We start from the raw sequence: 12,306 nt of genomic DNA on the forward strand, positions 1-12,306 counted from the left end.
CTTTTTTATTGTTTACCCATTTACCTGACTGGGGTGCTTCTGCGGCGGCATCTTGGTAAAGAGTGCCTTGAGCACCAGCGGCGTTGCCACACTGGACACCACGATCAGCAGGATCACAGCGGTAAAGTAAACCGAGTCCACCACGCCGACATCCAGGCCCTTCTGGGCCACGATCAGCGCCACCTCGCCGCGGGTCATCATGCCAACGCCGATCTTGAGGGAGTCGCCCCAGTTGAAGCGGCAGATCTTGGCCGCAAGGCCGCAGCCGATGATCTTGGTAATGAGGGCCACAATGACGAAGCAGACACAGAACAGGAAAATTTCCGGCGTCAGGCCGCTGATGTCGGTCTTCAAGCCGATGGATGCAAAGAAGATGGGCGCAAAAATGATATAATTGCTGATATCCACGCGGCGCTCCACATAGGGGGCATCGTCCATGGTGCACAGAACGATACCGGCGATATAGGCACCGGTGATATCTGCAATGCCGAAGTATTCCTCGGCGATGTAGGCCATGGCAAAGCAGAACGCCATGCTCACGATGGTGATGCGCTGGGTGTGGGGATTGCGCTTGTCCAGCCATGTCATAGCAAAGTGAGCCACAACGCCCACGCCCACGGCAGTGGCAAAGAACAGCACCGTATTAATGAGCACCTTGCCCAGACCCGTGCCGGTGCCGGAGCTTGCGCCCAGTACGCAGGTGAGGACTACGATGCCGATGACATCATCAATGACGGCGGCACTGACGATGGTGGTGCCGAGAAAGCTCTTCAGGTGGCCCAGCTCCTGCAGGGTTGCCACCGTAATGGACACGCTGGTGGCCGTCATGATGGTGCCGATGAACAGGGCACGATAGAACTCAGGGCTGCCCACGGCAGAGAAGCCGTAGAACGCACTGTACAGCAGGGTGCCGCCCACCAGCGGAACGGCTACGCCCACGCAGGCGACCAGGGTGGCGATGGGGCCGGCTTTGATCAGTTCCTTCAGATTGGTGCCAAGGCCGGTGGTGAACATCAGCATCACCACGCCGATCTCTGCAAAGGTGGAGATGGCATCACTGGTCTGCACCAGATTCAGCACACAGGGGCCGATGATCAAACCGGCAAGGATCTCACCCACCACCTGCGGGGCCTTGCACTTGCGGGCCACCAGACCAAAGAACTTTGCGCTGAGGATGATGATTGCCAGGTTACGGAAAACCGAATACACAAAGAATCCTTCCTTTACTATAAAATTCCCAGAACCATATATACATTCCTTCCGAAGATGGATAACAGAGAGCAGAGAGACGGCCGTTCCCCGGCTGCCCTGCCGTTCATCCTCTGAAAGCCACTATATTATATTCCTCTTTCACAAAAAAATCAAAATATTTTTTATTATATCTTTTTTCGGAAAAAGCTTGACAGAATCCACACAGCTTGCTATAATAAATTGCTGTCTGAACAGACACGCCGCACACAAGGCGCGATGCCGCGTTTTGTGTGTACCCTTGGTCCTGTGATTGCAGGACCCTTAAGTCCAAAAGGAGGTGCTACAAAATGGCAAAGTACGAAACCATGCTGATTACCAGCGCCGCTCTCGACGAGGAGGCTACCGCCGCTCTGGTTGGTAAGTTCAAGTCCCTGATCGAGGCTAACGGTACGATCGATTCCATCGACGAGTGGGGCAAGCGCCGTCTGGCCTATCCCATCAACGACGAGGAGGAAGGCGTCTACACCGTGATCGACTTCACCAGCGAGCCCAGCTTCCCTGCTGAGCTGGACCGTGTGTACAAGATCACCGAAGGTGTTATGCGCAGCCTGATCATTGCTCACGAGGAGTAATTCTTCTGTGACAGAAAGGGAGACCGTAAAATGTTGAATGTTGTTGCCATCATGGGCCGTCTTGTGGCGGATCCCGAACTGCGCACCACCCCGCAGGGTACCAATGTGTGCAGCTTCCGCATTGCCTGTGACCGCAATTTTGCGCGTCAGGGCGAGCAGCGTCAGGCCGATTTCATCGATATCGTTGCATGGCGTCAGCAGGCCGAGTTTGTTAGCAAGTATTTCCAAAAGGGCAGTCTGATCGCCATTGAAGGCAGTCTTCAGACCCGCCAGTATCAGGATAAGAACGGCAACAACCGCACCGCTGTGGAAGTGGTAGCCAACAATATCAACTTTGCAGGCTCCAAAAACAGCAATGCAGGCGGCGGAGCAAATTATCAGAATCATTCTGCTCCCGCCTACCAGAATGCAGCGCCTGCCCGCCCGGCCGCTGTGGAGGCAGCTCCCAGCTACTCTGCCGGCAATGCAGACGACTTCGCCGTCATCGACGACAGCGACGACCTGCCGTTCTGACACGAAACGGTCAATCCGTTAAAAATCCAATAGGAGGTAATAAGCAATGGCTTTTGAAAGAACCGAAGGCTCTCGCCCCGCACGCCCCATGCGTCGCGGCCGCAAGAAGGTTTGCAGCTTCTGTGTCGATCGTATCGACACCATCGATTACAAGGACGTGCCCCGTCTGCGTAAGTACGTCTCTGAGCGTGCAAAGATCATTCCCCGCCGTGTGACCGGCACCTGCGCTTATCATCAGCGCGCACTGACCATCGCCATCAAGCGTGCTCGTCACGTTGCTCTGATGCCCTACGTCAGTGACTAATCTTTAAAGAATCAACTCAATCAAAATAATCAGCAATCAGCAAAGCGCTCTCACCGATGACAAGGTGGGAGCGCTTTTTTTCTTTCTCCTTTTATAAAACCACTGCTCTATGTTGAAAAGTTACAAATCGGTACGGTTTTACCGGTTGTTTCTGATTTGTACCGGGAATTTGCGGAACTGTCGGCACATTTTGATTTGCGCGCAATTCAATCTGCACAAAAGCAGCTCAGAATGCTATGCAATTTTCACGAAAACACTTTTGGGTTATTGATTTTTTATGCAAATTATGCCATACTATAGCTACTGAAAACGTTCCCGACAACGTTCCCGAATCTATTACCGAAAGTGAGGTACTCCGACAAAATGCCGAATCTGACCATTAAGGACATTGCCCGGATCAGCGGCTGCTCGGTAAGCACCATTTCTCGTGTCATCAACGACCGGCCCGATGTCCGGCCCGAGACCAAGGAGCATGTACTCAAGGTAATGCGGGAGGCCGGGTTCGTGCCCAACACCAATGCACGGCAGCTGAAGATCCAGCAGTCCCGCAGTCTGGTGTTCGTGGTCAAAGGCACCCGCAATCTCTTCTTCTCGGACTTCTTAGTCCAGCTGCAGCGGGCCGCCACCCTGTATGGCTACAATGGCATCGTTTCCTATTTGGATGAAAACGCCAACGAGATCGATGCCGCCGAAAAGATCCTGCGGGAGATCAAGCCCAAAGGTATGATCTTTCTGGGCGGCAGCGTAGCCAACTTCAAAAAAGGCTTTGCCAACATCACAGTCCCCTCGGTGCTGACCACACTGGTCTCCGACGAGCTGGACTTTCCCAATCTTTCCATGGTGGGCGTGGATGACCGCGCTGCAGCCTACACTGCTGTGGACTACCTCATCCAGCAAGGGCATCGTAAGATCGCAGTGCTGGGTGGTCCGGTCACCAGTTATCCCAGCGTGATGCGCCGCGAGGGTGCACAGCAGGCGATGCAGGACGCAGGCATCCTGTTCAGCGATAAGCTGTACGGCCTGTCCAACTACGATTTTGAGTCTGCCTATCACGCCGTGAACAGCCTGCTGGCCCGCCGGGCCGACTTCACCGCCCTGTTCGCCATGAGCGATGTGATCGCCTTAGGTGCCATCCGCGCGCTGGCGAGCGCCGGGCTGCGGGTGCCGGAGGATGTCTCGGTGATCGGCTTTGACGGCATCACAATGTCCCGTTACTGTGTGCCTGTTCTGACTACCGTTGTGCAGCCCAGTGAACAGATCTCGCTGCAGAGCATTGAGTTGCTGGTGCGGCAGATCGAGCACGGTGCACCGGCCCAGACCATCACCTTGCAGCCGGAGTTGCAGCAGGGCGAAAGCGTAAGGGCGATTTAAATTTTGTTTTCCCTCCGTCAGGGGACGGAGATTTTGAATAGTTTATTTTTAATAAGAAGGAGAACTTATTATGAAGAAAATGATCACTCGTCGTAACTTCCTGAAGGCCGCTGGCGTTTCCGCCGCTGCTCTGGGTCTGGCTGCCTGCGGCGGCTCCTCCAGCAGCACCGCTTCCTCTGCTGCCAGCTCTACCGCTGCTTCCAGCACCGCTGCAAAGGCAGACGGCAAGGTCTACTACCTGAACTTCAAGCCCGAGCAGGATCAGGATTGGCAGGATCTGGCCGCTGAGTACACCAAGGAGACCGGCGTGCCTGTGACCGTTGTCACCGCCGCTTCCGGCCAGTACGAGACCACCCTGATGAGCGAGATGGAGAAGAGCGAGGCTCCCACCCTGTTCCAGGTGAACGGCCCTGTTGGTCTGGCAAACTGGAAGGATTACTGCTACGATCTGTCCGGCAGCCAGCTGTACGGTGAGCTGACCAGCGACTCTTTCGCACTGAAGGATGGCGACGCTGTGGCTGCCATCGCCTACGTCCTCGAGACCTACGGCATCATCTACAACAAGGAACTGCTGACCGCCGCTGGCTATACCCAGGACGACATCAAGGGCTTTGCCGATCTGAAGAAGGTCGCTGACGATATTCAGGCACGCAAGGCTGAGCTGGGCGTGGACGGTGCTTTCACTTCTGCCGGCATGGACAGTTCTTCTGACTGGCGCTTCAAGACCCATCTGGCAAACCTGCCCATCTACTACGAGTACAAGGCAGACGGCATCAGCTCTACCGACGCCATCAAGGGCACCTATCTGGACAACTATAAGCAGATTTGGGATCTGTACATCACCGATTCCACCTGTGACCCCACCCTGCTGGCTTCCAAGACCGGCAACGACGCTGTGGCTGAGTTTGTGGGCAAGAAGGCTGTGTTCTACCAGAACGGCACTTGGGCTTACAATGACGTGAAGGATCTGGGCGGCGACAACCTGGGTATGCTGCCCATCTACATCGGCGTGGATGGCGAGGAGAATCAGGGCCTGTGCACCGGTTCCGAGAACTTCTGGTGCGTGAACAACAACTCTTCTGATGCCGATATTCAGGCTACTCTGGACTTCCTGTACTGGTGCGTCACCTCTGAGGCCGGCACCAGCGCGATGGCTGACAAGATGGGCTTCGTCATCCCCTTCAAGAAGGCTAAGGACTCCACCAACCCCCTGATCACCATTGCAAACCAGTATGTGGCCGACGGCAAGACCAGTGTGGACTGGTGCTTCTCCACCATGCCTTCCGAGGAGTGGAAGAACGGCGTGGGCAGCGCTCTGACTGCTTACGCAGCAGGCACCGGCGACTGGGACGGCGTTGTGACCGCCTTCGTCGATGGCTGGGCTAAGGAATACAAGCTGGCAAACGGCTAAGCTCCTGATCGGTCTATAAAAAAGAACTGAACAGGGAGGCGGGCGAAGAAGTTCGCCCCGCCTCCCCTTTTTTGTTAACCACTCCGCATATAGGAGGTACATCATGCAAAAAGCCATCAGCAAATATTGGCCGGTGTTCGTGCTGCCCACGCTGCTCGCGTTCATCATCGGCTTTATCTGGCCCTTCATCTGGGGCATTTACCTTTCGTTCCAGCGGTTCACTACTGTTAGCAAGACCACCTTTGTGGGCATCCAGAACTACATCAACGTATTTCAGGATTCCACCTTCCTGCACGCCTTCGGCTTTACCGCAGCGTTCACTGTAGTATCCACCGTGCTCATCAACGTCTGCGCCTTTGCCATTGCGCTGGTGCTCACCCGCGGCATCCGCGGCACCAACATCTTCCGTACCGTCTACTTCATGCCCAACCTGATCGGCGGCATCCTGCTGGGCTACATCTGGCAGATCCTGCTCAACGGTGTGCTGGCCAACCTGCAGAAACCTCTGCTGGCGCTGGACGCCAAGGCTGGTTTTGTGGGCCTGGTGATCCTGATGTGCTGGCAGCAGATCGGCTACATGATGATCATTTACGTTGCCGGCCTGCAGAGCGTGCCCGGCGACCTGATCGAAGCCGCCAAGATCGACGGTGCCAACGACCGCGAGATCCTGTTCAAGATCAAAATTCCCATGGTCATGCCCAGCGTGACCATCTGCACCTTCCTGACCCTGACCAACAGCTTCAAACTGTTCGACCAGAACGTTGCCCTGACCGCAGGCGAACCCGCCAACGCCAGTGAAATGCTGGCCCTGAACATCTACAACACCTTCTATGGCCGTTCCGGTGCCCAGTGGAAGGGCATTGGTCAGGCGAAGGCTGTGGTGTTCTTCCTGATCGTCGTGGTCATTTCTCTGATCCAGCTCCACTTTACCCGTTCCAAGGAGGTGCAGCAGTAATGCCTAAACAGAAAAAAATGTGGGATAACATCCTCACCGTCATCATGACGCTGCTGAGTCTGCTGTGGATCTACCCCATCGTGCTGATCCTGCTGAACAGCTTGAAGGTCGAGGGCAGCTTTACCACCTCCACCGTGTTCAAGCTGCCCACCGCCGAGACCTTTGCGGGCCTGAGCAACTACGTTTACGGTGTCACCAAGATGGGCTTCCTTTCCAGCCTTGGCTACAGCCTTGTCATCACCGTTACCAGTGTGGCGCTGATCCTGCTGTGCTGCTCCATGACCGGTTGGTACCTCACCCGCGTGAACAATAAGCTGAGCAAGTTCATGAACCTGCTGATCGTGTTCTCCATGGTCGTGCCCTTCCAGATGGTCATGTTCACCCTGTCCAAGACCGCTGACCAGCTCAATCTGAACACCCCGTGGAACATCTGCATCATCTATCTGGGCTTCGGTGCCGGTCTGGCCGTGTTCATGTTCACCGGCTTCATGAAGAGCGTGCCCATGGAAATTGAGGAAGCGGCCATGATCGATGGCTGCAACCCCATTCAGATCTTCTTCAAGGTCGTATTCCCCATCCTCAAGCCTACCATGATCTCCACCGCCATCCTCGAGACCATGTGGGTGTGGAATGACTACCTGCTGCCCACTCTGGTGCTGGACATCAAGAAATACCGCACCATTCCCATGGCCATCCAGTACTTCCGCGGCGGCTACGGCCGTGTGGAGCTGGCTCCCATGATGGCCTGCATCATCATTGCCATTATCCCCATCATCATCCTGTACATGACCTGCCAGAAGTACATCATTGAGGGCGTTGTGGCAGGTGCTGTCAAGGGCTAAGGAGGTGCGCACACTATGCGTGCAAGCGGCATTTTGATGCCCGTTTTCAGTCTGCCGGGGCCTTTTGGCATCGGTACGCTGGGAAAAGAGGCCTTTGCATTCGTGGATTTTCTGGCCGATGCAAAGCAGACCTACTGGCAGATCCTGCCCATCGGCCCCACCGGCTACGGCGACAGCCCTTATCAGAGCTTTTCCGCCTTTGCCGGTAACCCCTACTTCATTGACTACCGCCTGCTGGCCGACGTCGGTCTGCTGACGGCCGATGAAGTGCCCGCCGCACGGCCTGTAGGCCCCATCGACTACGGCGCACTGTACAACGAGCGGCCTGTGATCCTGAAAAAGGCAGCCGACCGCCTGCTGGCAGCCCCCTCCCCCTCCTATGAAGCCTTCTGCGAGGCGCAGAGCTTCTGGCTGGAGGATTACGCCCTGTTTATGGCTGTCAAGGCCGAACAGGGGCAGGCCGGCCTTGCCGACTGGCCGGATGACCTGCGCTGCCGCAAACCGGAAGCCATTGCTGCCGCAAAACAGCGTCTCGCCGGTGCGGTGGATTACTACAAGGCGGTGCAATTCTTCTTCTACACCCAGTGGAACGCCCTGAAGGCTTACGCCAACGGCAAGGGCGTCCGTCTGGTGGGCGATATTCCCATCTATGTCAGCCCGGATTCCAGCGATCTGTGGACCCACCCGGAACTGTTCCAGACCGATGGCCAGATGCACCTGACGCAGGTTGCCGGATGCCCGCCGGATGCCTTTGCAGCGGATGGTCAGCTATGGGGCAATCCGCTGTACGATTGGCCTGTTCACAAGGCCACCGGCTTTGCGTGGTGGAAGCAGCGCATGAAGCACGCCACCTCCATTTACGATGTGGTGCGCATCGACCACTTCCGCGGCTTCGAGAGCTATTACTCCATTCCCGCCGGGAACAAAACGGCGACGGGCGGCCACTGGGAAAAAGGCCCTGACCGCGATTTTATCAACGCCATGCACGAAAACCTTGGCGAGGGCGGCATCATTGCCGAGGATCTTGGCTACCTGACCCCGGAGGTCAAGGCCATGCTTTCTGCCAGCGGCTACCCGGGCATGAAGATCATGCAGTTTGCCTTTGACAGCCGGGAATCCGGCAATTACCTACCCCACACCTACCACCGCAACAGCGTGGTGTACACCGGCACCCACGACAATGTGACCACCGAAGGCTGGCGTACCAACGCCAGTGCCGAGGATGTGGCCTATGCCTGCCGCTACCTGCGCTGCCAGCCGGAAGAGCTGACCGAGGCCATGATCTGTGCCTGCCTTGCCAGTGTATCGGATACCGCTGTGATCCCTCTGGCGGACTGGCTGCATCTGGGCAGTGAGGCCCGCATCAACACTCCCAGCACCCAAGGCTCCAACTGGCAGTGGCGGCTCACCTGTCCCCTGCCGGAAGCACTGGCCGGGCACATTGCGCAGCTGACCGTGCTCTACGAACGGGCACAGTAATTCCCCGATCATTTTCTCCCCATAAAAGCGCCTGCACCCGGAATGTGCAGGCGCTTTTGCTTTTTCTACAGAACATTTTTTCAGGACCAGATTCTGGACATATTGCGCATTTTTGGGCTGATATTCGTGATTTCACCGTCTTTCCGTAACAGTTTATTCACAAATGTATCATGATTTTGCACATCTCTGCTCTTGTTATTTGGACACAGTTATGTTACAATTCAGATAGTATTATTGTCTGCCTTTGTGCAGATTCCACTACGGAAAGGAGTTCTTCCACCATGGATCATCCCAATCAGAATACCATGCTTTTACCGGCTTCCTATGCCGTTATCTCCGAAGAAGAAATGACCTATCTGGATGGCGGTCAGTCCATCTACCTTGGCTCAGCCTTTAATCACGATATTTATTTCAACACCGATCAGTTTGCTACATTCTGCCAGAATGCAGCGATCAACCTGTTCGTGTTGATGAGCAACTATTCCTTCTGGTACATCGCAGGCCGTGTGCAGTCCGGTCTGTCGAATGGTCTGAGCCTGTCCGGCACCTTCTATCACACCTGGGATAAGATGAACACCTGGAGCCGTATCGCTTCTGTGGGCGTTGCCGGTCTGGCCGGTGTCTATGTCTATTCGCAGGTCATGAACGTCATTCGTACCGTTACAAGCATCTACGATCAGATCGTGAACCCCATGCCGAGCTTTGATGCCGCTCAGGCCGAGGAAACCGCTGCCGCCTGAGTTTGACCCCATTCCCGGAACGATCTTGTCAGAAAGGAGCTTTCTCCATGAAAAACCTTCAGATGCCGCATTCATACATTTCTGTTTCCGAAGAAGAACTGCGCAGTATTTCCGGCGGCGGGCCGCTGGGCGATGCGCTGGATCTTTTCTTCAGCAATCTGCGTCTGGACGATCTTTTCTTTAGCGGCGGATTGATCTCACTTTCTTTCACCTTTGTGCCCATGCTGCTGTTCAATGTGGTAAAGACAGGCTTCAACTTCGTGGTGAGCGCCTACGATACCATCGCAGACCTGTTCCATTTTTCCCACGAGGAGCGGGACATGGTGCAGTATATCTCGGATCAGCAGCGCCGGGAAGAAGAGAAAGAGCAGGCTCAGTCCGCTCCCGGCCCGAAACCGGTTTTCTGAACTTTCCCAGCCGTATAAAGCATAGCAAAAAACGCATCTGCAAAATCTTGCAGATGCGTTTTTGTTTTCAGATCACTTTCACTGCCCCCTGCTCCCGCAGACGCAGAATGTAGCAGCTGCCCTTGCCGAATATCCGCTCGATCTCGCTGTGATAGCGTTCCAGCAGGCTCTGGGGAACATACGCCTGAATGGTGCCTGCAAAGCCGCCGCCCTGCATCCGCCAGGCTCCCGTGCTGCCCTGCAGGATACTCTGGCTCAGCGCCAGTGCCACCGAAAGCCCCTGATGCCGCACATCGGTGCTGCAGTAGACATTCTGGCATAGCGCAAAGGATGCGCGTCCGCTTTCCAGCACCAGCGCTGCAAAGACAGCAAACTGCCCGGCCTGCAGCGCGTCCCTCTGGGCAAGGGTGCGAGCGTTCTCTTCAAAATAGTGGATGGCGCGCAGCACCGCGCGGTCGCCGCAGGCTTTGCGCAGCGCAGGCAGTGCTGCCCAGAATGCGCTCTCCGTCACCTGTCCCAGCACCTTTTTGCCAAGAAACGCTGCGATCTGCTCCATCTCCTGCCGGATGGCTGCAAACTCACCGGTCAATTCGCTGTGGCTGCCGCGCGTATCGGTAACGCACAGGCTCATGCCCGGCGGCAGCAGGCCGTCGGCGTGGATCTTTTCCAGAACCGGCTGCTGGGGGTCTGCAAAATCCGCAAAGATAATGCCGCCCACTGCGCTGGTCAGCTGATCCAGCAGGCCGCTGGGCTTGCCAAAATAGGTATTCTCCGCATACTGACAGATCTTTGCCAGCTCCGCCGGGGCCAGACCGCAGCCATATTCTCCGTTCCAGATGGCAGCCATGCCCATTTCAAAGGCAGCAGAACTGGAAAGGCCGCTGCCGCGCAGCACATCACTGGCCGTGTATGCATCAAAGCCGCCCACCGCTTTGCCTGCCGCGCGGAAGCCCTCGGCAATGCCGCGGATCAGGCTGGCCGAGTGGGTGCTCTCCCCTTCCTGCGGCCCCTCCACGGTCAGGTCGATCACATCCAGCTTGTTGAACCCGCGGGATTTGACCCGCACGTAGCCGTCTGTATTGTGCGCAGCCACGGCCACAAGATCCAGCGTGACAGCCGCCGCAAGGCCATAACCGTGCTGGTGGTCGGTGTGGTTGCCGCCCAGCTCTGCGCGGCCCGGTGCCGAATAAACCTGCACCTGCCTGCCCGGCCCAAAGTACAGCTCAAACTGTTCCAGCGCAGCACAGTAGCGTGCCCGCTGCCGACAGATCTCCTGCGCCGCATCGCCATACAGTGCCCGGAGCTTATCGTCCCATTTGCCCGCCGCGATCTCATTTCGGAGCTGCGCACTGTTTGCCATAACGATTCCTCCCTCAATATGCTGCTTTGGGATAGATGGGTATGTTACGTCTATTGTAATGCATCCAACCGCTTTTTTCAATTTCCAACGCTGAAAAAACGCGAATTTTGGCACCCAGTTCAAAGAATAAGATGTACTTTTGTTGAATTTGCGGGCAGATGTGTGGTATACTATACCAAAGATCGGGCACAAAGCTGCCCGCAACGTGACAGAGCGGAGGAAACGCGGCTATGGCAGATGTATATAAGCAATCCTTCAAACAAAATTATACCAATAATATTGAGCTTTCCATCTTCAATTGCGGCATCGAACGCTGTGCTCCGGGCCAAACATGGGGGCCGGGTATCCGCGACCATTACCTGATCCATCTGGTACTTTCCGGCAAGGGCGTATTCGAGGTGGGCGGGCGCACCTGGGAAGTGAGCCAGGGTCAGCTGTTTTTTGCCCGGCCAAGCCAGCTGATCCGGTATACTGCCGATGAGCAGCAGCCTTGGGAGTACAGCTGGGTAGGCTTCAACGGTGCGTGTGCCCACAAACTGGCCGCGCAGCTCCCCTTCACCGACGACTCGCCGGTGCATCACACCCACGACCCCGATGGGATGCGTGCCGCTCTGGCCAACATTTATTCCTCCCGCGGGCTGCAGCCGCAGGATGAAGCCGCCATGGTGGGCTACCTTTATCTCTTCATCGCTTCTCTGATGAAGGAGACCAGCGCTGGCAAACCGCACACGGCTTCCTCTTCCAGCCAGTATGTGCTCAACGCCATCAAGTACATCCAGTTCAATTATTCACACGATATTTCCATTGATGATGTGGCAAAAAGCGTAGGTGTCTCCCGCAGTCACCTGTACCGCGTGTTCATGCTGAACGTAGGCAAAAGCCCCATCGATTATCTTACCGAATACCGCATCAACGAAGCCTGCAAGCTGCTGCGCGCAGGCAACCTTTCCATTGCCGAGGTCGCGGTGTCGGTAGGCTTCTTTGACCAGTTCTATTTCTCGCGGGTATTCAAGCGCGCCAAGGGCGTGCCGCCCAGCAAGTATTTTGCGGCGCAGGCTGATGCTCCCGCCGACGGCCCCGACCACCAGTAAAGGAGACCCT

General features: G+C 56.0%; 13 protein-coding genes. 11 read left to right on the forward strand and 2 right to left on the reverse strand.

Annotated features, from left to right (window positions below; translation table 11 throughout):
• Positions 1-12: 12 nt before the first annotated feature.
• Complete coding sequence (locus DWY76_RS11960; protein ID WP_005938977.1) at positions 13-1,209, reverse strand: cation:proton antiporter; 1,197 nt, start codon at positions 1,207-1,209, stop codon at positions 13-15.
• Between the two features lie 329 nt (positions 1,210-1,538).
• On the opposite strand from DWY76_RS11960, the gene rpsF reads away from it, so the two are divergent.
• The 10 genes from rpsF (at position 1,539) to DWY76_RS12010 (ending at position 9,845) form a co-directional block, all read left to right on the forward strand.
• Positions 1,539-1,823 (forward strand): 30S ribosomal protein S6, encoded by a 285-nt coding sequence (gene rpsF / locus DWY76_RS11965; RefSeq protein ID WP_005938979.1) that lies wholly within the window; start codon positions 1,539-1,541, stop codon positions 1,821-1,823.
• A 30-nt stretch (positions 1,824-1,853) separates the two neighbouring features.
• Entirely contained in the window at positions 1,854-2,336 is a 483-nt protein-coding gene (ssb, locus tag DWY76_RS11970) for a single-stranded DNA-binding protein (protein ID WP_120081442.1), read from the forward strand.
• A 46-nt stretch (positions 2,337-2,382) separates the two neighbouring features.
• A complete protein-coding gene (rpsR, locus tag DWY76_RS11975; RefSeq protein ID WP_015538096.1) occupies positions 2,383-2,640 on the forward strand; it encodes a 30S ribosomal protein S18 in 258 nt (85 codons plus the stop codon).
• A 363-nt stretch (positions 2,641-3,003) separates the two neighbouring features.
• The gene (locus tag DWY76_RS11980; RefSeq protein WP_005938985.1) at positions 3,004-4,011 is read left to right on the forward strand and encodes a LacI family DNA-binding transcriptional regulator; all 1,008 of its coding nucleotides are present in this window, start codon (positions 3,004-3,006) and stop codon (positions 4,009-4,011) included.
• A 70-nt stretch (positions 4,012-4,081) separates the two neighbouring features.
• On the forward strand, positions 4,082-5,422 hold the full coding sequence (locus DWY76_RS11985; RefSeq protein ID WP_120081443.1) for an ABC transporter substrate-binding protein: 1,341 nt from the start codon (positions 4,082-4,084) through the stop codon (positions 5,420-5,422).
• Positions 5,423-5,525: 103 nt separating this feature from the next.
• Positions 5,526-6,377: a sugar ABC transporter permease gene (locus DWY76_RS11990; protein WP_005938991.1), complete on the forward strand. Its 852-nt coding sequence runs from the start codon at positions 5,526-5,528 to the stop codon at positions 6,375-6,377.
• Positions 6,377-7,219, forward strand: coding sequence for a carbohydrate ABC transporter permease (locus DWY76_RS11995; protein ID WP_120081444.1), 843 nt, complete (start codon positions 6,377-6,379; stop codon positions 7,217-7,219). Before DWY76_RS11990 ends, DWY76_RS11995 begins: the two co-directional genes overlap by 1 nt.
• 15 nt (positions 7,220-7,234) lie before the next feature.
• Positions 7,235-8,698 carry a 4-alpha-glucanotransferase gene (gene malQ / locus DWY76_RS12000; protein ID WP_120081445.1) on the forward strand — a complete coding sequence of 488 codons (1,464 nt, stop codon included), beginning with the start codon at positions 7,235-7,237 and terminating at the stop codon, positions 8,696-8,698.
• Positions 8,699-8,979: 281 nt separating this feature from the next.
• Entirely contained in the window at positions 8,980-9,438 is a 459-nt protein-coding gene (locus DWY76_RS12005; RefSeq protein WP_120081446.1) for a hypothetical protein, read from the forward strand.
• A 47-nt stretch (positions 9,439-9,485) separates the two neighbouring features.
• Positions 9,486-9,845, forward strand: coding sequence for a hypothetical protein (locus DWY76_RS12010; protein WP_005939003.1), 360 nt, complete (start codon positions 9,486-9,488; stop codon positions 9,843-9,845).
• 67 nt (positions 9,846-9,912) lie between these two features.
• On the opposite strand, the gene DWY76_RS12015 is transcribed toward DWY76_RS12010, so the two are convergent.
• Positions 9,913-11,205 (reverse strand): galactokinase family protein, encoded by a 1,293-nt coding sequence (locus DWY76_RS12015; RefSeq protein WP_120081447.1) that lies wholly within the window; start codon positions 11,203-11,205, stop codon positions 9,913-9,915.
• A 230-nt stretch (positions 11,206-11,435) separates the two neighbouring features.
• Between DWY76_RS12015 and DWY76_RS12020 the strand changes: the two genes are divergently transcribed.
• The gene (locus DWY76_RS12020; RefSeq protein ID WP_005939008.1) at positions 11,436-12,296 is read left to right on the forward strand and encodes an AraC family transcriptional regulator; all 861 of its coding nucleotides are present in this window, start codon (positions 11,436-11,438) and stop codon (positions 12,294-12,296) included.
• Positions 12,297-12,306: the final 10 nt, after the last annotated feature.

The organism is Faecalibacterium sp. AF27-11BH, assembly GCF_003603005.1.
GTDB lineage: Bacteria > Bacillota > Clostridia > Oscillospirales > Ruminococcaceae > Faecalibacterium > Faecalibacterium taiwanense.